The organism is Propionivibrio sp. (genome assembly GCF_049316945.1).
In the GTDB taxonomy this organism is placed as follows: domain Bacteria; phylum Pseudomonadota; class Gammaproteobacteria; order Burkholderiales; family Rhodocyclaceae; genus Propionivibrio.
In genome coordinates this window covers 1-23,469 of the sequence record NZ_JBMOJE010000084.1, presented here as the reverse complement: position 1 = coordinate 23,469, position 23,469 = coordinate 1, and the positions used below count along the sequence as shown (strand labels likewise).

Genomic DNA, 23,469 nt, shown 5'->3' with positions numbered 1-23,469 from the left:
GTGTGAAAAGTGCCAAACCAATTGGGTCCTAACAGAAGAAATCTGAACTTAGCAACTAGACCCCCAATTAGAGCGCCTTCCTCTGCTCCTTCGGAAGAACCAAACGTAGAGGCAAAGAGCTGCGTTAGATCACTCGCCTTTTCCTTCCCAGTTCTTTCAAACCTCATTCTATGCACTCAAATTCGGTTAAGTAGGAATGCGGCACCCTGTTGCACAATCGATGGTGTCAGACTCCATTGACCTCGATATCCCCACCTGCAAGCGCAGCCCTTCGCCAAGGCGCAGCCCCAGACTATAGAGGGTGAAGAAGAGCACCCGGTAACTGACCACGCGGGTGGCGGCGAAAATCCGCTGGGCCTGGTCGACGGTGACGATGTCCGGCAGGCTCTTGGTCTTCTCCTGCCGCCATGGGCGAATGGGTGCGCAACTCCCTCGCTGGTGGCGCAGACTTTCGGCTTGTTTGCTGCTACTTTTCGATTTTGGCATCCATTGCCGCCTTGCCCCGACCCACCATCCAGACCATCGGCGTAGCGGACAGATACTTGCGCAAGGCGCGCGTAACTTCCTGAGCGTCAAGCCGGGCGATCTTTTCATCGTATTGTGCGAGCCAGGCATAGTCGCGACCGCTGTACAGCCCCTGCGCCAGGCTGCCGGCAAACGACTGTTCTGCACGCAGGGAGGTCTTTCGTTCCTGCAGCCAGGCACCTTTGGCGCGTTCAACCTCCTGTTCCGAAAAGCCATCCTGTAGCGCCCGCGCCAGTTCGTCCTTCAGGCTGGCCAGTGCGGCATCGGCCTTGTCGCTGGCGGCGCTGGCCTGGATGACCAGTCGGCTACGCGGCTCGAAGTTGTTTCCGGACAAACTCACGCCGGCGCTATAGGCCAGTCCTTCGCGTTCGCGCAGGCGCTGCCAGATCCGGCTGTCGGCATCGCCGCCGAGTACCTTGACGGCGATGCGCAAGGCGGGGAAATCCGGGGAATCGTCGGTGATGCGCAGCAAGGTCGATCCGGCAATCGCCGCATTGGGTTTTTCCGGCATCGACACGTCGATCGGCGTGGTGTCGACGCTGAGCGGCGCTTCGATATCCTTCACCCGTGCGTAGGGTATTTTCGCCGTTGGCAGCTTGCCGACCTTGGCCCACACCGCCTGCACATCCTCCGGCGAGAAGGTTCCGACCATCGCCAGTCGGACCTCGGCGATACCGGAGAAATCGGTTGCACAGGACGTCGCCGCGGTGAAACTCACGGCACGGCTTTCGGCCAGTTGTTGCTCCAGCGAGCGGGGCTGGTAGGGGTGCTGGGCGGGGTAATTATCGAAGCGCAGGCTGGCCGTCGTGGCGGCGACTTGCGTCGGGTCCTTGAGCCCGGCTTCAAGCCGGGCGATGGCAGCGGCCTTGATGCGTTCGAACTCGCTGGCCGGCAGGGTGGGAGAGCTCCAGGCCGAGAGGAGGATGTCCAGCGCGGCATCGATGTTCCGCCGCGGCGCCTCGACGACAATCCCCCCGAGGCCCAGCGACCAGTGCGCTTGCAGCGCCTCCAGCCGGGCACTGAGTTGGTCCCGGCTTAGTCCCGCGCCGCCATAGGCCATGAGCTGGTCGGCCATGGCGCAAGCCGTCCGTCGGCCGGACAGGGCCGACTCGTTGCCGTAGTCGTTGCTTAATACCAGCCAGGCCAGATCGCCCTGCGTGCGGCGCGAAATCAGCGCCGCCCGGGCCCGCGTCCCATCCAGTGAGAGGTTGATCGTGGCCTTCGCCAGTTCGCTGGCCGAGCCTGGAATCGGATCAGCCAGCCGGGAGATGGCCGGCCAGTCCTGGCCGGTCACCAGTGCGCTGGCGGCGACGGATTTCGGCAGCTCCGGTGCCGCGACACCGTCCGCGTGACGCAGCAGTACGTCGCTGCGATTGACCGCGACCGCCCATTTCTTCAGGGCCGCATTGGCTTCGTCCAGGGTCAGGCCCTTGACGGTATCGCGCTGCCAGAAGTACAAGCGCCAGTCGCCGGCCACCTCGGCCTGTGACAGTAAAGAGGCCAGCGCTTGATGGTCGTTCTCCAGACGTTCGAAGGCATTCAGTTCAGTCAGGCGGGCGCGATCCAGTTGTTCCTGGCTGATGCCCCTGGCGGCGGCTGCTTCGATGTGCTCGCGCAACGCCCGCGACAAGACCTCGGCATCCGCATCCTTGCCTGCCGAGGCGGAGGCGATCAACAGGCTGTAATCGGCCTGGACTTGGGTGCCGCACGACACGGCGACGGCGATCCTGCGTTCCAGCACCAGGTCCTTGCGCAGGCTGCCCCAGTCATCGTCACAAATGGCGCTGGCCGCCAGATCGAAGGCGAAGGTTTGCCGGTTGGTCATGCCGGGCAATTTCCAGGCGCTGGCGGCCATGGTTTTGCCGGCTGGGAGTGCCAGTTCGCTGCGATTGGTCGTGGCCCGCGTTTCTTCGCGGGTCCAGTTGCCAATCCTGGGAGTCGCCGGGTTGCGGGCTTCGGCAAAGAGCCGGCTGGCCAGCGCCAGGACGCGCTGCTCGTCGAAATTACCGGAGACGATCAGCGCGGCATTGTCGGGGCGGTAATGTTTCCTGTGGAAGGCCTGCAGGGCGGAAAAGGGCGCGTCCTCGATGTCGCTGCGCGCACCGATGGTTGGCCGCGAATAGCCGTGCCAGAAGTAGCTTTGGCGCTGCAGGGCGCGCATCAGCAGGCTGCCGGGGTCGCTGTCGTTACGTTCCAGTTCGTTGCGCACGACGCTCATTTCGCTGGACAGATGGTCTTTGGTGAAACTGGCGCGGATGAAGCGGTCCGCCTCGATGCGAATGGCTTCGTCGATTTTCCCGGGTTCAGCGGCGACAGTCTCGAAGTAATTGGTGCGGTCGGCGTTGGTGGTGCCGTTCCAGGTTGCACCGAGTGCGGTCAGGTCGCTCTTGAGGTCGGCACGCTGGCCGGCGCTCTTGAACAGCATGTGCTCGAGCAAGTGCGCCATGCCCGTCTCGCCGTAGCCTTCGAGCTTGCTGCCGGTCTTGACGATCAGTTCGATGCGGGCGTTGGCGGCCGACGGATACGGTGCCAGGATGATCTTGAATCCGTTCGGCAACACATAGGACGAAAACCCGGCCGCTTGCGCGTCAAGTCGGGCAAGACTTGCCGGCCTGGCTTCCGGCTTTGCCGCAGCGGCATTGGCAGATGCGCCCGGAATGAGCAAGGCGCAGAACAGGACGGCAGAAAAGCGGAAATAGGTCATGGCTGGGAGGCTCGTAATCGCAGGTTTTCGGGATGATTGAATCGTGGCAAGGCAATTCACCTGAGAGGTTGTGAAAATATCGAAAACCTACCGCAGAGACACAGAGGCGCAGAGGAAATGCAGAGAAAGCGACCTGTTTTTAAAGGTTTTCTCTGCGAAAGCTCTGCGTCTCCGCGTCTCTGCGGTGGGGGTCAGGTATTATTTCACAACCTCTGAGGTGGCCATCTTAAAACACATCGCCAGCCTGGACGATGCCAGATAAAGCCAGGAAGCGGTGTTTGGCACAGGGCTTCTGACGAATCGCCCGGCAACGCCCGTCGCTAGGCGCTCTACAAAACGATGCCTTGAAGGCCTTTATTCATGCGGGTCTTCAGGGCATACCCTGAAGACCGCCTAGCCACGCGCACTGCAGGAAGTGCGCCAGGCGAAAGCCCGAACCTAAATTACAAGCTGGGTTCCCAATTCGACGACCCGATCGGGCGGGATCTTGAAAAACTCGGTGGCGCTGGTGGCATTCTTGGTCATCAATGCGAACAAGCGGGCGCGCAAGGGCAAAATATTGCGCGAAAGTTTGGGCACAATCGTTTCGCGCGACAAGTAAAAAGTGGTTTCCATGAGATCGAAACTTTCGCCGAAACGCTTGCAACGCTCCAGGGCGCGCGGAATGTCCGGGTCTTCCATGAAACCATAACGGATGATCAGACGCACAAAACCCTTGCGCATCTTGTGCAGATACATGCGGTCCAGTTCGTTGACGTAGGGCGTATCGGTCGTCTGTACGGTGACCAGGACGACCCGCTCATGCAATACCTGATTGTGTTTGAGATTGTGGAGTAACGCGGCAGGAACGCCTTCCTTGGAACTGGTCATGAAAACAGCGGTTCCATTGACGCGATGCACATCAAAAATGGAGTCGAGAAAAGCGTCCATCGGAATGCTCTGCTTGGCCATTTCATCGCCAACCAGACGGCGGCCAAGTCGCCAGGTGGTGAGCACCGTGAATGAGACCAGACCCATGGCAATCGGGAACCAGCCGCCTTCCGGGATCTTCAGGGCATTGGCTGAGAAGAACGCCAGATCGACCATCAGCAGAGAACCGGCAACGACGGCCACCGTCGCCCAATGCCAGCGCCACATCAACAGCATCACGAAAGCGACCAGGATGGTATCGATCAACATTGTCCCGGTGACCGCTATGCCATAGGCGGCGGCCAGATTGGAGGAATTCTTGAAACCGATGACCAGCGCGATAACGGCCAGATAGAGGGTCCAGTTGGTGAACGGCACGTAAATCTGCCCCTTGGCCTTGCCCGAGGTATGGACGATGAGCATGCGCGGCAGGAATCCCATCTGGATAGCCTGGCGAGCCACGGAGAAAGCCCCTGAAATTACGGCCTGTGAGGCGATCACCGTCGCCACCGTCGCCAGGATGACCAGCGGCACCAACGCCCAATCCGGCCCCAGATGAAAAAACGGACTGGTTATGGCCCCAGGTTCATTAAGCAGCAGCGCGCCCTGTCCGAAATAATTGAGCACCAGCGTCGGCATGACAAAACCAAACCAGGCCAGGCGAATGGGGAATGGGCCAAAGTGACCCATGTCCGTATAGAGAGCCTCACCCCCGGTCACCGCCAGCACCACAGAACCCAGGGCGAGAAAGGCGAGCCCGGTGTGAGCGCCGACAAAGTTGATGGCATACATAGGGTTAAGTGCCGCGAGCACGCCGGGATTGCGCGCCACCTCGATGCCCCCGAGCACGCCCAGAATGGCGAACCAGACGATCATGATCGGCCCGAAGAGCAGGCCGACCGTTCCCGTCCCCCGCTTCTGGATAAAGAAAAGAGCGGTCAGAACAGTCAATGTAATCGGCAAGACATAGGGCTTTAAGGCCGGCGTTACGATTTCAAGCCCTTCGACGGCAGAAAGTACCGAGATCGCTGGCGTGATCATGCTGTCGCCGTAGAACAGGGCCGCCGCGAAGATGCCAAGCAGGGTGATGACCCACGTCATTCCGGCATTCTTGGCACGTTCGGTGACCAGCGCCAGCAGCGCCAAGGAGCCGCCTTCGCCCTTGTTGTCGGCGCGCATGATCACCGCCACGTACTTGATCGACACCAGCACCATGATCGACCAGAAAATCAGGGAGAGAATGCCGAAAATATTCTCCGGCGTGACCGGAATCGGATGGTGTCCGTTGAAAATTTCCTTCATTGCATAAAGGGGGCTGGTACCGATGTCGCCAAAAACGACACCGATGGCGCTGACGGTCAGCGCAGGAAGGGCTTGACGAGAATGCATAACTCCCTTTTTCGCGCCTTGGGCGCATTTGTTTGACAATACAATGATCGGTGTTGAGTGGTGAGGTTGTTCCTGCCGTCTCAGCAACTCATCACGGTGCAACTTTTCGATCCGGGATTGACCGATGGCCGGTGCCGGTGAAGTGTAGCGTAATCGCGACGGGTCAGTAAGGAAAAGAGGCGCACTGAGGGATGTGCCAGCGGAAAATTTCCAGGCCATGGCGGCAACGATTTCATGGGCATGCGGCGAAAGGGAACTTGGCCAGAAAAGCATGACTGTCGAAGCTGGTCTGGGACAATCCACTTGCGCGACTTGAACTGGCGGCCGAATTCATCGTCCCTCCGGCAATCTTGCATCAAATCGATCAGTAACCTTGGTAACTTTGGCTGCTTATTCAATCCGGTAAGGAGAGCAGCCAATGGCCACTACCACGAAGTTATCGCAAGCAAGACATGGCGAGCAGCAGGAAGGAATCCGCCTATCGGTTTGCCCTCTCGGTGAGATCAAGCCTTCACCTCCCTACCGTTGCCAACTCCAAACGAAGCCACTGCACACGCTGAAAATACGAATCATTTTTTGCTTCCGAACACCAAAGCGTATGATTTACAAAATACTGCACATCCTGTGCGGCACAGGAGGCCATCATGGGTGTTTCTGCAAGCGACGTTATTCCCCTCTCGCACGCCCGCGCCAACTTCTCCGAACTGGCCGAAGAGGTCAAGGGCGGCGCCGAGAAGATCATCACCAAGAACGGCGAGAGCTATATCGCCCTGATCGACGCCAGCCGTCTGGACTATTACCACCAGTTGGAGCGCGAGCACATTCATCTGCTGCTGATCGACGAGGCCTCCAAGGGACTCGACGACGTCGCCGCTGGCAAGGTGAATGACGCCCGTAGCGTGATTCAGTCCATCAAGCGTCGGCGTAGCGCGTAATTGGTCGACACCGCCGGGTTCGCAGAACCGTATTCAAGGGCTGTTGCCGTGCCAGTTGATCCGCTAACCTACTGGGACATTGACCCCGTAGCGACGGCGTCCTGCGTCGATGCTTACCGAACAACTTGGGACGCAGACGAGGAACGCCAATAAGCATGGCGAAAAAACCTGTCTTCAAATTCACTGCGAATTTCGAGCGCAACCTCGAAGGTATCGAACTTTTTCTGACCGAATTGGAAGCACCACAGGCCTTCGACGACTTGCTTGATGAACTGCTTGAAACGGTGATTCCCAACCTTGAGCGCTTCCCCGAAATGGGCAGTCCGTTTATCCCTAAAACCTCAGTCTATCCACGAAAATCACGAAAGACACGAACAAAATCCAGAGCTTGATGTGTTTTCTCCATTCACCTTTTGGATGGCGATCTTAAGCGTATTATCTCCTTGATTCTTTTCGTGCTTTTGGTGTTTTTCGTGGACGAACTGCATTTTCTAGGTTTATGGTTCGCCAGCCGCGCTCGGTTGAGACCACCAATGCGCTAGCAATGCTACGCGCAAAGTTGTCGGTACTGACGCAGGACATGGACGCCTTGCGCGAATACGTCCTCAAGGATTATTTGCTGCTCTACGCGCTGATTGGCGGAGCGATTTATCTGCTGGCCGTCAGGCATCAGCGGCAACTTTCGTTCGACTTTGAAGGCCATTGGGGACGACAGACCAAAGCCATAGTACTTTCTGGAATAAGTGTTCAAGAAGAAAGCCACAAGGGGGATACGTGAAAGCGACTGAAGCAAACCTGCTCAAATTTCTGAAGAAGTCTGCCGATCCGCGAAGCACCAGTGTTTCAACCTATTGTTAAGGCGGCCTGACCCATGCGCCCTTTCCATTCCGAGTTTGTCTCCCTGCGCCAGCGGCGCTATCACGTCCGGATATGGGGTCAGGATGATGCGCCGACGCTCATCTTCCTGCACGGCTGGGGCGATGTCAGCGCCTCGTTCCAGTTCATCGTCGATGCATTGCAGGGTAACTGGCGCGTCATCGCGCCGGACTGGCGCGGATTTGGCCAGTCGCAATGGAACGAAGGCCCCTACTGGTTCCCGGATTACATCGCCGACCTTGACGCCCTGCTCGCTCACTACACGCCAGAGCAGCCGGCGCAGATCATCGGGCACAGCCTGGGCGGTATCGTTGCCAGCCTTTACGCCGGCATCCGGCCGGAGCGGGTAGCGCGCTTTGCCAATCTGGAAGGTTTCGGGCTGTGGGTTTCGGCTCCCGGCGAGACGCCCGACCGTTTCATGAAATGGCTGCAACAGATTCGTGACAATGATTCGACTTTCCGTCACTACCCTCACCGCGCCGATTATGCTGCCCGGATGTGCAACGACAACCCGCGCCTGACTCGCGAACGTGCCGCATTCCTTGCCGAGCATTCGCTGCTGTCGGTCGAAAATGGCGCTTTCACTTTCGCTGCCGACCCGCGCCATCGCTGGATCAACCCGGTGCTTTACCCATTGGACGAAGCCAAGGCTTGCTGGCGTCGGGTGAGCGCACCCACGCTATGGGTCGCCGCGCGCGACTCGCAGATAATGAAGCAGTTTGCCGACCGCCAGGACGACTACCAGGAGCGCATGGCCTGCTTTGCCAACGTTGAAGAACGTCTGATCGACGATTGCGGACACAACCTGCACCACGACCAGCCGCAAGCGCTCGCCCGCCTGCTGGACGATTTTTTTTCGTGTCAGAGACTAGCCGGCGGCGCTTCAACGCCACGCGGTCGCTTGTAGCGGTTGTAGCCCCACAAATACTGTTCCGGGCATTGCCGGATCAAATGTTCGATCTCGTGGCTGATCTGCCGGGCGCGTTCCTCGGTGGTCCCTTTTATCTGTTGTGTCGGACGCTGCAGGTGAAAATGATAACCCGCACCGCCAGGAAGACGCTCGGCCCAGACCATGATCGACGCCGCGCCGCTCTCGGTCAGGCGCGCCGCCAGCGTCATGGTGTAGGCCGGTTTGCCGAAAAAATTCATCCAGCGCCCCTCGCCGACCTTCGGCGCCTGATCGGGCAACATGCCAACCGCCTCGCCCCGCTTCAACGCTTTGAGCAGCGCCCGGACGCCCTTGAGATCAGCCGCGGCAATGTGCAACTGGGCGCGCGCCCGTCCGGCCTCGATCATCGTTTGCAGCCAGGCCTGCTTGGGCGGTCGATAAAGTACGGTGATCGGGGCGTGGGTCGAAAGATACTGTGCCGTAACCTCGAAACAACCCAGATGCGCCGTCAGATAAACGATGCCCTTGCCCTCGCGCGTTGCGGCTTCGACCAGTTCCCAGCCACTGATTTTCACCACCCGAGCGGCGGACTCATCGAGCGGGCGAAGCCATACCTTGGGCAATTCAAGCGCCGATCTGCCGGCATTGGCAATGGCCGCCGGTCGCACGCGACGCGCGCCGTCCTCGCCGAGCGCCAGCACCATGTTCTCTTGCATGTGCCGGCGATAGGTCGGGGAAAAAAGCCAGGCCAGCCAGCCAAGCAAAGCACCGAGCCCGTGTAGCCAGGACAAGGGCAGAAAACTGAGAAAGCGAAAAATAAGAATCACGAGATAACCCTGTTGGCAACGGGTTTGACCCGCGGCTCACTAAAAACTACAATTATCAAATCCGCCGAGTTAATCAGGACAACTTGCAGGGCGGAGTAGCTCGAAAAATCGAGCTGCCAAATACTGCTAAAGCGTCGTCTGCTCAAACCCCGGAGCCGGCTACGCCGCTAGAACGGGGTTTTTTTATTGGAGCAGAAACACATGTCACACGAGTATCTATTTTCATCGGAATCCGTTTCCGAAGGCCATCCGGACAAGGTTGCCGACCAGATTTCGGATGCCATCCTCGACGCCATTCTGGCTGAAGATCCAACCGGCCGGGTGGCCTGCGAAACGCTCGTCTCCACCGGTCTGGTCGTTATTTCCGGCGAAATTACTACCAAAGCGCACATCAACTACCGTGAAATCGCCCAGGAAACGGTTCGCCGCATCGGCTACACCGATTCCGAAATCGGTTTCGACTACAAAAGCTGCGCCATTTTAACGGCAATCAATCGCCAATCGCCGGATATTGCACAGGGCGTTAACGAAGGCCAGGGTCTCGATCTCGACCAGGGAGCCGGCGACCAGGGCCTGATGTTCGGCTATGCGTGCAACGAAACACCGTCGCTGATGCCGCTGCCGATCTACTACGCGCACCGTCTCATGCAGCGCCAGGCCGAAGTCCGCAAGGATGGCCGCCTGCCGTGGCTGCGCCCGGATGCCAAGAGCCAGCTCACCGTCAGATATGTCGACGGCAAGCCGGTGTTCATCGACACCGTCGTGGTTTCGACCCAGCACGGCCCGGACGTTTCGCACGCCGATCTTTCCGCCGCGGTCATCGAAGAAATCATCCTGCCGGTGCTGCCGAAAGAACTCCTGTCGGACAAGACCCGTTTTCTGGTCAACCCGACCGGCCGTTTTGTCGTCGGCGGCCCGCACGGCGACTGCGGCCTGACCGGCCGCAAGATCATCGTCGATACCTACGGCGGCACCGCTCGCCATGGCGGCGGCGCTTTCTCCGGCAAGGATCCTTCCAAGGTTGACCGTTCGGCCGCCTACGCTGCCCGCTACGTAGCGAAAAACCTGGTGGCGGCCGGTCTCGCCGACCGCTGCGAAGTGCAGGTCGCCTACGCCATCGGCGTGGCCAGACCGGTGTCGCTGATGTTGAATACCTTCGGCACCGGCAAGATCAGCGACGAGAAAATTGTCGAACTGATCGAGAAGCACTTCGACCTGCGACCGAAGGGCATCATCAAGGCGCTCAACCTGCTGCGTCCGATTTACGCCAAGACGGCGGCCTACGGCCATTTCGGCCGCGAAGAGCCGGAGTTTACGTGGGAAGCGATTGACAAGGCGGCAGCACTGAAAGCCGACGCCGGGCTTTAATTTTTAAAGATGCAAAAAAAGGGCCGCAAGGCTCTTTTTCATTTGTTTGTAAACATAGAGTAGTATGATCGTTAATCTGAACTCCGACGACTAATCCGGATTGCGAGCATGCGAAAAAAAATCAGCGTCAACCAGCTTGCCGTCGGCATGCACCTCAAGGAATTCTGTGGTTCATGGATGGAGCATCCGTTCTGGCGCACCGCCTTTGTCATCACCGACACAAAGGATATCGAGAGCATCCTGGCCAGCAGCATCAAGGAAGTCTGGATCGACAGTTCAAAAGGGCTTGATGTCGCGCCAGGAGAAACGGCCATGTCGGAAGCCGAATCGGAAGCGCAGGTCGAGGCGGAGCTGAACGTGGCCGCCAGCTCAGTTCGCGAAGTAGCACCCGTTTCAACGTCAGTCGAGCTTGCCCGTGCCTCCAGGATATGTGCCCAGTCCAAACGCGCCGTCTCTTCCATGTTCCAGGAAGCGCGCATGGGCAAGGCCGTCGACACGGCTGGAGCAAAAAAACTGGTCGAGGAAATCACCGACTCCGTCAGTCGCAACCCCGGCGCCCTGATCAGCCTGGCCCGCCTGAAAACCGCCGATGACTACACCTACATGCACTCGGTCGCCGTCTGTGCGCTGATGGTGGCCCTCTCCAGGCAACTCAGCCTCGACGAGGCGCAGACGCGGTCGGCGGGTATCGCCGGCCTGCTGCACGACCTCGGCAAGGCCCTGATGCCGATGGAAGTGCTCAACAAACCAGGCAAGCTGACTGACGAAGAATTCGCCATCATCAAGAAGCACCCGGAAGAAGGTCACAAATTGCTGCTCGCCAGCACCGGCGCCGATGCGATCGCGCTCGATGTGGTGCTGCACCACCACGAAAAAACCGATGGCTCGGGCTACCCGAAGCACCTCAAGGACAGTGAAATCAGCCTCTTCGCCAAGATGGGGGCAGTATGTGATGTCTATGACGCGATCACCTCCAACCGCCCCTACAAGTCGGGATGGGATCCGTCCGAATCGATTCACCGCATGGCCGAGTGGACCAAGGGGCATTTCGATCCAACAATTTTCCAGGCCTTCGTCAAAAGCCTCGGCATTTACCCGATTGGCTCGCTGGTCAAACTCAATTCCGGGCGGCTGGGCGTGGTTATCGAACAGGCCGAAAAATCGCTGCTGACGCCACGCGTCAAGGTTTTCTTCTCGACCAAGGCCAATGACCGCATCAAGCCGGAGATCGTTGATCTTTCGCGCACGGGTTGTCCGGAGAAGATCAGCAGTCGTGAAGACCCGGCGAAATGGCACTTCGCCGATCTCGACGAACTCTGGTCGGGCATGACCGGACCGGTTGCGTAAGCACTTCACACGCAAAAAAAGTCTGCGTATAATCCGGCCTTGTCCGAGGGGCGCTGCAAAACTGTTGCTCGACAGTTTCAGGCTCGGAACCTTAAACGGCGCTCATCCAACCAACCCGTGCCGGGCACGGGAAGTCGGGTGAGCCTGATCTGAAGTTTCTCAGCACACCGCTAAAACACGACCTCCCCCTCCCGGCCACAGTTATCAAGGAGTTTTACTGTGGCTGAAAATTTCAATGACTACGTAATTGCCGACCTGAACCTCGCCGCTTGGGGCCGCAAGGAAATCCGCATCGCCGAAACCGAAATGCCTGGCCTGATGGCGATTCGCGAAGAATTCGCTGCCGTCCAGTCGCTCAAGGGCGCGCGCATCACCGGTTCGCTGCACATGACCATCCAGACCGCCGTGCTGATCGAGACGCTGACCGCGCTCGGCGCCGAAGTGCGCTGGGCCTCGTGCAATATTTTCTCGACGCAGGATCATGCTGCCGCCGCCATCGCCGCCATTGGTGTGCCGGTGTTTGCCGTCAAGGGCGAATCGCTGGAAGACTACTGGGACTACACGCACCGCATCTTCGAATGGCCAAATGAAAACGGCGTGGCGGTCTACTCGAACATGATCCTCGACGACGGCGGCGATGCCACCCTGCTGCTGCACCTGGGCGCGCGGGCCGAAAAAGATATCAAGGCCCTCGGCGTCGCCACTTCGGAAGAAGAAACCATTCTCTTCGCCGCGATCAAGGCCAAGCTGGCGATTGATCCGACCTGGTACTCGGTGCGTCTGGCCGCGATCAAGGGCGTGACCGAAGAAACCACCACCGGCGTTCATCGCCTGTACCAGATGCACGCCAAGGGCGACCTCAAGTTCCCGGCGATCAACGTCAATGACTCGGTCACCAAGTCCAAGTTCGACAACCTCTATGGCTGCCGCGAATCGCTGGTCGATGGCATCAAGCGTGCGACCGACGTGATGATCGCCGGCAAGGTGGCGCTGATCGCCGGTTACGGCGATGTCGGCAAGGGCTCGGCACAGGCCATGCGCGCGCTGTCGGCGCAAGTGTGGGTCACCGAGATCGACCCGATCTGCGCGCTGCAGGCGGCGATGGAAGGCTTCCGCGTGGTAACCATGGAATACGCCGCCGACAAGGCCGACATTTTCGTCACCTGTACCGGCAACTATCACGTCATCACCCATGACCACATGGCGGCCATGAAGGACCAGGCCATCGTCTGCAATATCGGCCACTTCGACAACGAAATCGATGTCGCTTCGGTCGAAAAATATCAGTGGGAAGAAATCAAGCCGCAGGTCGATCACATCATCTTCCCTGAAGTTGATGGCAAACCCGGCAAGCGCATCATCCTGCTGGCCAAGGGTCGCCTGGTAAACCTCGGCTGCGGCACCGGTCACCCGTCGTACGTCATGAGTTCGTCGTTCGCCAACCAGACGATCGCCCAGATCGAACTGTTCACGCGCAACGCCGACTACCCGGTGGGCGTCTACACGCTGCCCAAGCATCTCGACGAAAAGGTCGCGCGCCTGCAACTGAAGAAGCTCAACTCGCAGCTCAGCGAACTGACCGACCAGCAAGCCGCCTACATCGGCGTCTCCAAGGCCGGCCCGTACAAGGCTGACCAGTACCGCTACTAAAGGTCAGGGAGGAGTCGGGAGTCAGGAGTGAGGAGAAAACACCGGGACCTGTTGGCGTGGCAGCTTGCCATCGAACTGGTCAAGGAGGTTTATCGACTCAGAGGTTGCGAAAAAATACCTGAACACCCACCGCAGAGGTGCAGAGCCGCAGAGAAAACGCAGAGGAACCCCTTTGCTTTTAAAGGTTTTCTCTGCGAACCCTCTGCGCCTCTGCGCCTCTGCGGTGGATTCTTGATATTTTCACAAGCTCTCACTTCGGATTTTCCCGACTCCGAACGTTTTGGTCTTACCGCGAAGATGCGACGTGCCGCTGTTTCGGTACCCGCCAATATTGCCGAGTGCGCTGTACTCGAACAGAACATCAACGACCTATTCGGCCTGCTAAATGGCCTGATCAATTCCTTCAAACGATCGCTAAGGCCATGACATCCTCACTCCTCACACCTCACTCTTCACTGAATCTAAGCATCGAATTTTTCCCGCCGCAAACGCTGGAAGGCGTTGAAAAGCTGCGCCTGGTACGCGAAAAGCTGGCGGTGCTCAAGCCCGAATTCTTCTCCGTCACCTTTGGCGCTGGCGGTTCGACGCGCGAACGCACCTTCTCGGTCATCAAGGAAATCGCCGCCGAAGGCTATGAGGCGGCGCCGCATCTGTCGTGCATCGGCTCGACACGCGAAAACATCCGCGAGATCCTGCACGAATACAAGGCTGCCGGCATCCGCCGCATCGTTGCCCTGCGCGGCGACCTGCCTTCCGGGATGGCCGAGGCCGGCGAATTCCGTTACGCCAACGAACTGGTCGAATTCATCCGCGCCGAAACCGGCGACCACTTCCGCCTCGAAGTCGCCGCCTATCCCGAATGGCACCCGCAGGCGCGCAACCCGCGCGACGACCTGGCCGCCTTCGCGAAAAAGGCCAAGGCCGGGGCCAATTCGGCGATCACCCAATACTTCTACAACGCCGACGCCTACTTCCACTTCGTCGATGAAGTGCGCGCGCTGGGTGTCGACATCCCGATCATCCCCGGCATCATGCCGATTGCCAGCTTCTCCAAACTGGCACGCTTTTCCGACGCCTGCGGTGCCGAACTGCCGCGCTGGATGCGGCGCAAGTTCGAGGGCTTGGGCGACGATACCGACGCCATCCGCGCCTTTGGTCTCGATGTCGTCACCGAACTGTGCCAACGCCTGCTCGTCGGCGGCGCACCCGGATTGCATTTTTATTCGATGAACCAGTCGGCGCTGGTGCTGGAAATCTGCCGGCGCCTGCAACTTTCGTAACGACCATGGCCCGCCCGCTGCCCGAGTTTGTCGAACACGCCTGCGAACTGTTCGCTCCGCTTGGCGCAATTCGCGCCAAGGCGATGTTCGGTGGCTGGGGTTTCTACTGCGACGACCTTTTTTTCGCCATCGTCGCCCTTGAAACGCTCTACCTGAAAGCTGACGCGGAAAGCGCCGACAGCTTCCGGCAGGCCGGCGGCGAGCCCTTCTGTTTCACCTACAAGGATGGTCGTAGCGAAACCATGAACTACTGGACGGTGCCCGAAGAAGCGCTGGAAAGCCCCGCTGAAATGCTGCCCTGGGGACGTCTGGCGCTTGCCGCTGCGCTACGCGGGCGAAATGCAAAAAAACCCGCTCCGGGCAAGAAGTCAAAACCTTAGTATCGTCGATGTCGCAACAGGTACGGCTGTAGACCGCATGAATAGGCGGTCTACGAACAATATGCCTGAAGATCGGCGTATTTATTGGCACTTCAGGAAGATACATTGCAGAATGCCTATTCACGCGGCCTGCAGACGGACTACTCTGCACTCGCCGGATTATTGGCAAGACCGCCAATCGACACTGATTTCCTCGGAAGAACATTGACCGGCGCCTGGCAGGCTAAAAAGCCAAGCTCACTCCGGGTGCAACTCCTCGCGGATCACACGGCGCAGTGTGTCGTTAATCAGCGTCTGATAGTCGCGATCACCGGCCAGCGCCTTGAAATGCTCGACGATGGGCGCATCGTCAGAAATATCCGGCGTTTTTGTAATAGAGGTCTGTTTCATCGCTGTCCGCCTTGCGCATGGAAATAATACGGATTTCCTCGTCGGCTTCGACATCAACGATTGTGCCAGGTGCACACGTCTGATCTAAACGTCGACCCGCTTGCGGGGCGTCCGCTTTGAGCGTCCAGTCAGGCTCTGAGTCTCCTGCGCAAAGGCCAGCATGCTTGCCAAAGCCTGGTTGACCGCTTCAGACGTAGGAAAGGTTTTCTGAATCTCCGGTTTCAAAATAACGACAATGCTACCCTGCATAAAGTGCTTGAAGTGCTTTCCGCGCACACCAACCCCGAGTTGCTCGTGCTTCAATTCGGGAATATCTTGATCAGACTTCATCGTAGATTCCTTTTTCATATCGTGTCGCTTTTCTTGCGCTGATGATTCGAACATTGTTACGTCGCTCCGTGTGAACCACCACGAGGAGTCGCCCCTTGTTTGAGAGGCCGTAGGTTCGGCTTTGTTCCTCGGACTCGAAGTGATCCGTGTCCGCAAAAGTCAGTGCCAGTTCATCCGCAAACACACTGACGACCTCGTCAAATGTTACGCGGTGCTTCAGCAGATTACTCCTTGCCTTTTGATCGTCCCACTCGAATTTGAACATGCAGCGTGCCTGGCGTTGGAATTAACCTTAAAACCTCAGTTGGATGAGATGCCAATGTCGCAGGCCCTCATCCCCAGCCCTTCTCCCGCGGGGAGAAGGGTGTAAACTCCCTCTCCCTGCGGGAGAGGGTTGGGGTGAGGGCTAAACACGCGTCAAACCTGGCTTTGCGGTCGATTAGTTGCTGTCAACTGCGGTTTTTAGGATTAACCGGCTGACGCGGTTTTCGCACCAGCCCATAATGAATGACAGGATAAACTTTTAATTCGACCTCGGCCCCTTTGATTCTGTTGGTTCGGAAAACCGTGTCCCCTATTTGCTTGATTGATGGAGACTGGCCCCATTGATTACTCCATCGATTACACTCGGTGGGTTGAGGGTCATGAGATCGGGCAGGTTAATTGCCCCTGGCCCCTTTGATTTCATCTTCATCATCCAGCCGATCCAGTATTGCCAGCGCACGATTCACATCGCCGGTGGCGGCCAGCGCACGGAAATGATTTTCGGTGTCCCATGCAGCCAAGGCTTGAGCGCTCAACTGTTCCACCAACTTGTTCGTGCTCAAGCCACGGCTCCTGGCCAGAGCCTTGAGGCGCTCCGCCGTATCGTCGGGCAAGCGTATCGTCAAAGTACTCATCGCCATTCCTCCAAAAATTCTGCGGGTGTCAGGATGCGCAGCTTGTCGAAAAGCAACTCGCCGCGCCGCACATCACGCACATTGTGAGTCACAATCGCCTCGGCATTCCCTGCCAGCGCCAACTCGATCAGGTGATTGTCAGCTTCATCCGGCAAATTGGGGCGCCAGCCGTAATACACCGTAATCCAGCGCCCTTGTCGGGCCAACGCCGCGAGCACCTGCATGCGCTCATCAGGGGAGGTTGCTTCACCCCACACAGGTCGGCCAAGCAAGTCCTGATACTCCAGCCACAGCGCATTGCCGAACAACGGTTGAAAACGACCTTTCAGAGACCGGCGCAACACCTCACGTGAGGCGCCTGTCCCTGAACGTAAGCCTGCAACAAAGACATTTGTATCAATCACTATCGCAACCATAGTGACAGCATATACGCCATCACATTTCACTTCAAGTCAAAGGTCGCCGATGGAGAAACGGCAACAAAAAGGAAACCCCCGTCACCTTTTGAGCGACGGGGGTTACGGGTTGTTGCGACCTCGGTGGGTTGAGGTGACGGGCAGGGGACCGGGTCGGTTAAATGACCCTGGCCCCTTTTCCACACTTTTCCACATCCCTATTTCGGAAACAGACCGTTCAATAAAAGTGCCGTACCAACTATTATCATAATTACTTCGCAAATTCCCTAACGAGTTGATTTTGATTGAAAAGAATGTTTTTGTCGGATTTGCACCGCCTTGTAAACACTTTTACTTCGTTTTTTTATCAAAATTACTTCGGATCACGTCACAGTCAGGCTACCCGCACCTCTGCGATTAGCTCAGGATGCTGGTCAACCAGTCGCAGCAACTTCACCAGAGGGCCAGGGGCTTGCGATTCACCGCGTTCGTACCGCGAGAAGGCGATCTTGCCGACACCGACCAGTTGGCCGGCTTCTATTTGGGTGAGGCCGAGTTTCTTCCGGATGCGACGAATTTCCGCTTGCTGTCTTTCGCGCGACTTAGCGATCAAGGTATCGCCGGCAGCACCGTAGCGCAGGGCGCTTTCGTCATCGAATATCGCTTCTTCACAAGCAGTGCAGAACCATCCGGCTAAGCCGGTAACCGTTAGGGAATCCCCTTTGTGTTTAACAACTTCCGTGCGCGATTCTTCCCGCTTCATTTCAGCGGCGCATTGTGGGCAAATATGGCTCATGCGTCTTTCTCCTTAAACTGAATCACAGGGGGCGATCCATCCGCGTAACCGGTAACCTTGACGTAGGCCACAACACCATCCGGCGTTTGGGTGTGATACACATCCTGCCAAATGGTGTGATCCTGGTGCGTTGTCATCGACTTGATGAAGTTGCCACGGGCCATGCCTCGCACTACGTCAACCAACTGGCCAACCGTCAATCCCATCGCCAATCCGTTCTTTAACGCGGTCTTGGTGAATGAGGCTGCACCACGTCGCGCAACCTCTGCTTGTATCTCGGACAGTGGATAGTGGGGCCGGGATTTTTCCATAGACTATTCTAGCAAAAGACGCCTTATTTATCAAATTGATAAATACTGATGCCAGATCTTTCCACTAATTCCGGATGTGTGCAGACAAGCCGATGCGTTTGGTGACAACCGTAAACACTGGTTATAGCCGCCATGCGTCCGTGTCCGCTCCCCCGGATGATGCTCCAGACCCTGGCGGCTCACTTGTGATGATGGTGCCGCAAGTCCTTGACATGCTCACACCTCAATTAGCAAATCACCTCGGAAGCCCGTATCGAAAATAATTCCGCCTGGCGTCCGGGTACGTTCACCGGGATAGCCCAACTGGTTGCTCACCACGCGGCACCCGTTTTCAGCCATGAAATCGGTGTTGGTGTGCGTGTGGCCATAGCACCACACGTCGATCTTGTGCTTCTTTATCAGCCAGGCCATGTCCGAGACAAAATAAGGCGTCAATGAGTCGCCTTCATGCTGCGGCGCGATGCACCCGCGATGTGGCGCAAAGTGCGTAACGACAACCGTTTTGCCGTCGAATGGCTGCGCTAGAGCTTCCTCCAGCCACGAAACGGCCTTGCGGTACAGCGCTGCTGTGTCCCGTGGCTCAAGGCATTGTGCGCCCCGTGCGCTAATCATCCGATAGTCATTGATACAGCGCCGGGCGGCCGCCATGGCAAGCCCTTGCTGTTCGCAAGATCCGTAGAGATCAAAGCCGCTCCAGAGTGTGCAGCCCAAGATTCTCACCCCGTGCTTCTCAAGCGTGAGAACGTCTTGCTCAAGGAAACTGACGCCGAAGTTCTTGGCCGACCGCCGCAGTTCATCGAGCAGTCCGAGATGAGCGCCGTAATATTCATGGTTCCCAGCGACATACGCGACCGGCGTGACTGGAAAGGCATTCGACGCCCACGCCAGCCCGTGCGTGTGGCCGCCAATATCACCGGCAAGAATTACCAGGTCGGAATCTTCGGCCGACGCCGGGGGAACCCAAGGCACACCGAGGCCAGCGTTGTTATGAATATCCGAAAATAGCGCGATTTTCATCCTGGATCAGTTAAACCTCTGGCAAAACAAGCAGGGCAGGTAGTAGAAATTCTACACACAAACTTATTGCCATTAGATGTCCTGGGAGACCGCTCCGCTCGTTGGGTTGCGCGCCATCCGGCGCGCTGGGTGATGTTCCAAGCCTAAACCGGCGAAAATTTCAGCCCCTGGGTTTTACTGTCACTTTGAACATCCTTCGCGAGACTTTGTCTACGTGATGGGCAATGTGACTGTATTTTGGTTAATTCCGGTCGTGTTTTTTGGTGACACATGAACGGTCGTTTGTGTGTCATCATGTGCAAGCCGTTGATTTTTATGTTTCTGAAATTTTCGCCGGTTTGGGCGCAGAACCCCATGAAGAAGCTTTTGCTCTTTATGAAGGCAACCGCACTTTCCTGGTTGTCGAAGGCAAGCCGATCAAATCATATGTTCAGTGAACGCCGAAAATATCGCCGCCATCAGCCAAAAAAGACCCAGTATGCGGTATTGAGCTGGACATCGGCAGAACACGGAAATGGCCGAGTGCCCGCGCAAGTTAACGACCTGTCGCTCGGCGGGTGCCGCTTGGTCATTCAGCCGTCGAGTTACACCCCCGGTCCACCGGGGTCTCCCGCCACCGTGACGTTACCCTTAGCGGCTAAGCCCTTGGGGCTGGACGCGGAGTTAATCGATTGCGTCAGGACCGTGGCGGGCACAATTGCCGCTTACCGGTTCAAGTTTCTCGGTATGACATTGGAGCAAACTCAACAATTAGCCTTGGCCATTACGGGGGAAAGTTTTGTTCTACCGGACACAGTAAACCCAGGCCGCCAGCATTGGGCAGCCCCGCAGTGGGTTGCGTACATTACGGCACAACCGCTGCCGGTGCTGCATCGGTCCAAAGACCGCCTGGACGAACTTTCCCGAGGCGAAGGTGCCTTAAGCGTTGCGGCAACGGCCTTTGAGCAAATCGTCAATGAAGATCCCTTCTTGTGTCTCGCCTTGTTACGCGAAGCTGAGCGCCTGCGTGCGCGTCGAATGGGCCATGAAACAACAACGGTAATGGCAGCTATTATGCAGATTGGTGTCGATAAGTTACACGACCTTCTGGTGGCCGCCCCGGACGTTGTTGAAACCCCTGGCTTGATACCCCAGGTCGCTCGATCTGTGCGCGCAGGGCACTTGGCCACCGCCTGGGGCCCTGGCCGTGCCGATATAGCGCCAGCCGAGATATCGCTAGCGGCCTTATTGGCGGAAACCGGCGAGTTGCTGCTTTGGCATTTTGCGCCGGACCTGCCACAGGCCGCTAGCGAAGTTATGCTGGCTAACCTGGGTTCGATGCGCACCAGGGATGCCCAGACCGCAGCGTGCGGTTTTACCTTCCGGGACCTTACTATGCACTGCGCTGACGCTTGGGGGCTCCCCTCGCAGATTATGCAAATGGTCAAGGGTCAGAACACCCCGCGCGCCCGCTTGGCTCGCCTATGCGTCGATGTCTGCCATCATCTGGAATTAGGTGGAGGAGATAACCCGTTGTTACCCACCGATCTGCTAGTTGCCAGTAGTCTGCTCCCCTATGCAAACTCGGTAGACTGGCTCGTAGCGCAGTTGCCGGGGTTGCTTGACGAACAACGCCAGCACCTCGCGAAGGCCACCCGTGATGCGCTGGCTGATAACGACGACCTAAACCGGCACTTTCGCTGAACATGTGCCCCACGCATTCAGGAAACGTTGCGCATAAGAGCCATGGATAAGTTTTGCACACGGAGAAATTATTAGGGCTCTCGATACGATTTTGAGGACATTAAGGAACTTGCCCGAATCAAGACCTGCGTGCTAGATGGCTATTTTTGCCCAAAGCCCCGAATATGCAGAGCACAGCATATCCCCGAAAAGGTAAAAAATTAGCAGGTACTGATGCACTGGCGCCAGAAAGGGTAATAAGCCCGAACCCCAGAAAATTCCGTGAGAGCAATCGGCAGGAATCAACTCAAATTGCCCTGCAAAAGCTCACTATGCAAATTGTCAGAGAATGTCTCTGGTCGTACCTGAGCATAGCCAGACGCCAAAGCGGTTGAGATGAATACCGTTACCTCAATCGGCACTCTCCTTGATTTCAGTATAGACCTTGGCATTGAGGCGCAACGGAACTGAAAACCGGGGTAAGCACATTGGCAGTTGAATGGCGCGATACCGCATGGGTGCAGTGTGTCGTGGTATGACCGAGTCACACGTATTGATGTCCCAAGGGAAATTTAAATGACACTCGACGAAGCCAAGGCGATGGCGTTCAACGCGGCACAGGAAAGGTTGCTCAACCCGTACTATCATCCGACAAAGGACAAACTGGCGGCTATCGACATGGTTCTTATCGAACAGAAACGGAAAAGAGAGGCCGACACCGAAAACAAACATGCCACCTTGACGTAGAGGCGAGCGAGGGGTTTAGGGAGCAACGAAACGCAAAACCCAGTTCAATTTGTGACAATCACGGAATCCCGCAGCTTCTGGTACAACGTCTCTCGGCTGATGCCGAAGTCACGAGCGATAGCCACCTTTTTGTCACCGGCAGCAGCACGTCGGCGCATTTCTTGCACCTGGTCATTGGTCAGCGCGGATCTCCGGCCAAGGTACTTGCCTTCGCCTTTTGCAATGGCATTCCCTGCCAGCGCCAACTTGATCAGGTGATTGTCGGCTTCATCCGGCAAATTGGGGCGCCAGCCGTAATACGGAATTAGCCGGAAAAGACCCAAGTGTGATCCTCCGATTGGCAGTTCCCTGTCTCTGAGAAGCATGCCAACAATGATCCTCGGCCGCCACCTGGTAAATTTTTTTCATTCCAAGCCTTTCGGTGTCTCGCTCAAGATAAACTACTCGTTTTGAACGACATTGGCGCGAAAGAAAATATGGGCAAGATGAGCAACGGCTTAAAACGGATATTTGATCAAGCCGTCCGGGAAAAGGTAGTTTCGCTGGACGCCATGAAGAGCGCCAAACAGCAAGCTTCTCATAATCTAGAAACGATGCCGTCGGTGGAAAGTCTCGTTGGGAGTGGGCGCGATCCACAGCATGCAATTTACGTTAATACGCTCAACCTGATCAGCCTTTTCGGTGATGAGATGTCCACGCTGCCACCCTTGCACCGGATTAATGATTTCCTCGCCAAGTGGCAGGACATTTATCAACCATCGTTCCCGCCGATCAGTCCCATCACAACTTCCTACTTTACGTGTTGGTCGTTGCTGGACGCCACTTTTGGCGTGGATAAGGAAACGGTCGGCACCTGTTTTTTATCATTGATAGACCGACTACCCCTCGATCCTATACAAATTGAAGCTGCCAGGAATCTGGATCAATCGCGCATGGGAATCTACCAAGTCATTCAGGGCAACGGGAAGTTTATTGAGCTGCGGGAACTCGTTACCGACAGGCGAATCACCGCCTATTGTTCTTCGGGCTACAAAGGCTGCCCGGGAGATATCCTGTTTGTTCGCCTTGTGCCACCCCTTGCAAACACCGCAGATTATTCAGTGATGCTGACCACACCGTATCGCCTGGTCATGCAATCCGTGCAGGATTGGCTTTGTTATTTTGAACGTCATGATATTCAATCGGGTAAAGTTGGCGTTGAGACAAGGCTCAGTCGCCATATGAAATATGGCAAGAAACCTACCTACTGGAGTGAGTACATTTTTTACGGTTACTGCAACTACGAACCGGAAGTGGTTTTCCTGACTGGTTTTCCTGATCAACCACAGACGCAGCCGAATCACGACAGATATCTCAAATAGTTACCTGCTGAGCAATGAACTTCAGCCAACAGGAGTACTAAAAAAGGGTCAGACCCCTTTGCTGTTCCTACTAAAAAGGGTCAGAACCCTTTCTATTATTAGCACGTCGGCGCGAGGGGATTCCGCGTGCGCAAAGAAAAGAATTTGCGCACCCTACCGGGCTTTATTATTCAGGTCACCGGAGTTCAGCAGAAAAACGTGGTCTGTCCCCTATTATTCTGTAATACACCGTAATCCAGCGCCCTTGTCGGGCCAACGCCGCGAGCACCTGCATGCGCTCATCAGGGGAGGTTGCTTCACCCCACACAGGTCGGCCAAGCAAGTCCTGATACTCCAGCCACAGCGCATTGCCGAACAACGGTTGAAAACGTCCTTTCAGGGACAGGCGCAACACCTCGCGTGAGGCGCCTGTCCCTGAACGTAAGCCTGTGTTATCTCGCGCCCCTATGGAGCCATTTGAATCGCGGCTTAATGGAGCCACC

Annotated in this window: 26 protein-coding genes, 1 pseudogene and 1 riboswitch; of the genes and pseudogenes, 13 read left to right on the top strand and 14 right to left on the bottom strand. The window is 57.0% G+C overall.

Translation table 11 applies throughout. The annotated features are described in order from the left end of the window. Positions 1-186 precede the first annotated feature (186 nt). From ACOYNV_RS17580 to ACOYNV_RS17570, 3 genes are all read right to left on the bottom strand, one after another. The gene (locus tag ACOYNV_RS17580; protein ID WP_422901101.1) at positions 187-486 is read right to left on the bottom strand and encodes a hypothetical protein; all 300 of its coding nucleotides are present in this window, start codon (positions 484-486) and stop codon (positions 187-189) included. Then, entirely contained in the window at positions 467-3,229 is a 2,763-nt protein-coding gene (locus ACOYNV_RS17575) for a M16 family metallopeptidase (RefSeq protein WP_422901100.1), read from the bottom strand. Before ACOYNV_RS17575 ends, ACOYNV_RS17580 begins: the two co-directional genes overlap by 20 nt. Positions 3,230-3,667: 438 nt before the next feature. Next, entirely contained in the window at positions 3,668-5,527 is a 1,860-nt protein-coding gene (locus ACOYNV_RS17570) for a potassium transporter Kup (RefSeq protein ID WP_422901099.1), read from the bottom strand. Positions 5,528-6,171: 644 nt separating this feature from the next. On the opposite strand from ACOYNV_RS17570, the gene ACOYNV_RS17565 reads away from it, so the two are divergent. The 4 genes from ACOYNV_RS17565 to ACOYNV_RS17550 all read left to right on the top strand — a co-directional run bounded on the left by ACOYNV_RS17565 (position 6,172) and on the right by ACOYNV_RS17550 (position 8,245). Next, positions 6,172-6,462 (top strand): type II toxin-antitoxin system Phd/YefM family antitoxin, encoded by a 291-nt coding sequence (locus ACOYNV_RS17565; RefSeq protein WP_422901098.1) that lies wholly within the window; start codon positions 6,172-6,174, stop codon positions 6,460-6,462. A gap of 155 nt (positions 6,463-6,617) precedes the next feature. After that, positions 6,618-6,854, top strand: coding sequence for a hypothetical protein (locus ACOYNV_RS17560; protein WP_422901097.1), 237 nt, complete (start codon positions 6,618-6,620; stop codon positions 6,852-6,854). 152 nt (positions 6,855-7,006) lie between these two features. Further along, entirely contained in the window at positions 7,007-7,240 is a 234-nt protein-coding gene (locus ACOYNV_RS17555) for a hypothetical protein (protein WP_422901096.1), read from the top strand. Between the two features lie 93 nt (positions 7,241-7,333). Beyond that, the gene (locus tag ACOYNV_RS17550; protein WP_422901095.1) at positions 7,334-8,245 is read left to right on the top strand and encodes an alpha/beta fold hydrolase; all 912 of its coding nucleotides are present in this window, start codon (positions 7,334-7,336) and stop codon (positions 8,243-8,245) included. Here ACOYNV_RS17550 and ACOYNV_RS17545 read toward each other — a convergent pair. Then, positions 8,200-9,054 (bottom strand): lysophospholipid acyltransferase family protein, encoded by an 855-nt coding sequence (locus ACOYNV_RS17545; RefSeq protein ID WP_422901094.1) that lies wholly within the window; start codon positions 9,052-9,054, stop codon positions 8,200-8,202. The two genes, ACOYNV_RS17550 and ACOYNV_RS17545, sit on opposite strands and share 46 nt — an antisense overlap. A 201-nt stretch (positions 9,055-9,255) precedes the next feature. On the opposite strand from ACOYNV_RS17545, the gene metK reads away from it, so the two are divergent. The 6 genes from metK (at position 9,256) to ACOYNV_RS17515 (ending at position 15,079) form a co-directional block, all read left to right on the top strand. Further along, complete coding sequence (gene metK, locus ACOYNV_RS17540) at positions 9,256-10,422, top strand: methionine adenosyltransferase (RefSeq protein WP_422901093.1); 1,167 nt, start codon at positions 9,256-9,258, stop codon at positions 10,420-10,422. Between the two features lie 108 nt (positions 10,423-10,530). Next, complete coding sequence (locus ACOYNV_RS17535; protein WP_422901092.1) at positions 10,531-11,769, top strand: HD-GYP domain-containing protein; 1,239 nt, start codon at positions 10,531-10,533, stop codon at positions 11,767-11,769. Between the two features lie 39 nt (positions 11,770-11,808). After that, a riboswitch (S-adenosyl-L-homocysteine riboswitch) is annotated at positions 11,809-11,880 on the top strand. Between the two features lie 108 nt (positions 11,881-11,988). Then, positions 11,989-13,419 carry an adenosylhomocysteinase gene (gene ahcY / locus ACOYNV_RS17530; protein ID WP_422901091.1) on the top strand — a complete coding sequence of 477 codons (1,431 nt, stop codon included), beginning with the start codon at positions 11,989-11,991 and terminating at the stop codon, positions 13,417-13,419. 27 nt (positions 13,420-13,446) lie between these two features. After that, complete coding sequence (locus tag ACOYNV_RS17525; protein ID WP_422901090.1) at positions 13,447-13,845, top strand: four helix bundle protein; 399 nt, start codon at positions 13,447-13,449, stop codon at positions 13,843-13,845. Continuing rightward, the gene (metF, locus tag ACOYNV_RS17520; RefSeq protein ID WP_422901089.1) at positions 13,842-14,699 is read left to right on the top strand and encodes a methylenetetrahydrofolate reductase [NAD(P)H]; all 858 of its coding nucleotides are present in this window, start codon (positions 13,842-13,844) and stop codon (positions 14,697-14,699) included. The genes ACOYNV_RS17525 and metF overlap by 4 nt, the downstream gene beginning before the upstream one ends. A 5-nt stretch (positions 14,700-14,704) precedes the next feature. Further along, positions 14,705-15,079, top strand: coding sequence for a TfoX/Sxy family protein (locus ACOYNV_RS17515; protein ID WP_422901088.1), 375 nt, complete (start codon positions 14,705-14,707; stop codon positions 15,077-15,079). 237 nt (positions 15,080-15,316) lie between these two features. Here ACOYNV_RS17515 and ACOYNV_RS17510 read toward each other — a convergent pair whose 3' ends face one another. The 8 genes from ACOYNV_RS17510 to ACOYNV_RS17475 all read right to left on the bottom strand — a co-directional run bounded on the left by ACOYNV_RS17510 (position 15,317) and on the right by ACOYNV_RS17475 (position 19,217). Then, a complete protein-coding gene (locus ACOYNV_RS17510; RefSeq protein WP_422901087.1) occupies positions 15,317-15,469 on the bottom strand; it encodes a hypothetical protein in 153 nt (50 codons plus the stop codon). Positions 15,470-15,553: 84 nt separating this feature from the next. Continuing rightward, on the bottom strand, positions 15,554-15,799 hold the full coding sequence (locus tag ACOYNV_RS17505; protein WP_422901086.1) for a hypothetical protein: 246 nt from the start codon (positions 15,797-15,799) through the stop codon (positions 15,554-15,556). Next, the gene (locus tag ACOYNV_RS17500; RefSeq protein WP_422901085.1) at positions 15,789-16,064 is read right to left on the bottom strand and encodes a BrnT family toxin; all 276 of its coding nucleotides are present in this window, start codon (positions 16,062-16,064) and stop codon (positions 15,789-15,791) included. Before ACOYNV_RS17500 ends, ACOYNV_RS17505 begins: the two co-directional genes overlap by 11 nt. A gap of 394 nt (positions 16,065-16,458) precedes the next feature. After that, entirely contained in the window at positions 16,459-16,698 is a 240-nt protein-coding gene (locus tag ACOYNV_RS17495; protein ID WP_422901084.1) for a ribbon-helix-helix protein, CopG family, read from the bottom strand. Beyond that, positions 16,695-17,102 carry a PIN domain-containing protein gene (locus ACOYNV_RS17490; RefSeq protein WP_422901083.1) on the bottom strand — a complete coding sequence of 136 codons (408 nt, stop codon included), beginning with the start codon at positions 17,100-17,102 and terminating at the stop codon, positions 16,695-16,697. The genes ACOYNV_RS17495 and ACOYNV_RS17490 overlap by 4 nt, the downstream gene beginning before the upstream one ends. A gap of 385 nt (positions 17,103-17,487) precedes the next feature. Continuing rightward, entirely contained in the window at positions 17,488-17,889 is a 402-nt protein-coding gene (locus ACOYNV_RS17485; RefSeq protein WP_422901082.1) for a type II toxin-antitoxin system MqsA family antitoxin, read from the bottom strand. After that, positions 17,886-18,200 carry a type II toxin-antitoxin system MqsR family toxin gene (locus tag ACOYNV_RS17480; RefSeq protein ID WP_422901081.1) on the bottom strand — a complete coding sequence of 105 codons (315 nt, stop codon included), beginning with the start codon at positions 18,198-18,200 and terminating at the stop codon, positions 17,886-17,888. Before ACOYNV_RS17480 ends, ACOYNV_RS17485 begins: the two co-directional genes overlap by 4 nt. A 216-nt stretch (positions 18,201-18,416) precedes the next feature. Next, positions 18,417-19,217 carry a metallophosphoesterase gene (locus tag ACOYNV_RS17475; RefSeq protein WP_422901080.1) on the bottom strand — a complete coding sequence of 267 codons (801 nt, stop codon included), beginning with the start codon at positions 19,215-19,217 and terminating at the stop codon, positions 18,417-18,419. A gap of 270 nt (positions 19,218-19,487) precedes the next feature. On the opposite strand from ACOYNV_RS17475, the gene ACOYNV_RS17470 reads away from it, so the two are divergent. Together ACOYNV_RS17470 and ACOYNV_RS17465 are read left to right on the top strand one after the other, a co-directional pair. Further along, positions 19,488-20,900: a PilZ domain-containing protein gene (locus tag ACOYNV_RS17470; RefSeq protein ID WP_422901079.1), complete on the top strand. Its 1,413-nt coding sequence runs from the start codon at positions 19,488-19,490 to the stop codon at positions 20,898-20,900. 555 nt (positions 20,901-21,455) lie between these two features. Then, positions 21,456-21,626, top strand: a complete 171-nt coding sequence (locus ACOYNV_RS17465) for a hypothetical protein (protein WP_422901078.1) — start codon at positions 21,456-21,458, stop codon at positions 21,624-21,626. Positions 21,627-21,670: 44 nt separating this feature from the next. On the opposite strand, the gene ACOYNV_RS17460 is transcribed toward ACOYNV_RS17465, so the two are convergent. Continuing rightward, entirely contained in the window at positions 21,671-21,991 is a 321-nt protein-coding gene (locus tag ACOYNV_RS17460; RefSeq protein WP_422901077.1) for a helix-turn-helix domain-containing protein, read from the bottom strand. A gap of 84 nt (positions 21,992-22,075) precedes the next feature. Between ACOYNV_RS17460 and ACOYNV_RS17455 the strand changes: the two genes are divergently transcribed. Then, positions 22,076-22,987 (top strand): hypothetical protein, encoded by a 912-nt coding sequence (locus ACOYNV_RS17455; protein ID WP_422901076.1) that lies wholly within the window; start codon positions 22,076-22,078, stop codon positions 22,985-22,987. Positions 22,988-23,162: 175 nt separating this feature from the next. Here the strand turns inward: ACOYNV_RS17455 and ACOYNV_RS17450 are convergent. After that, positions 23,163-23,469, bottom strand: a pseudogene (locus ACOYNV_RS17450) (PIN domain-containing protein); the annotation flags it as partial.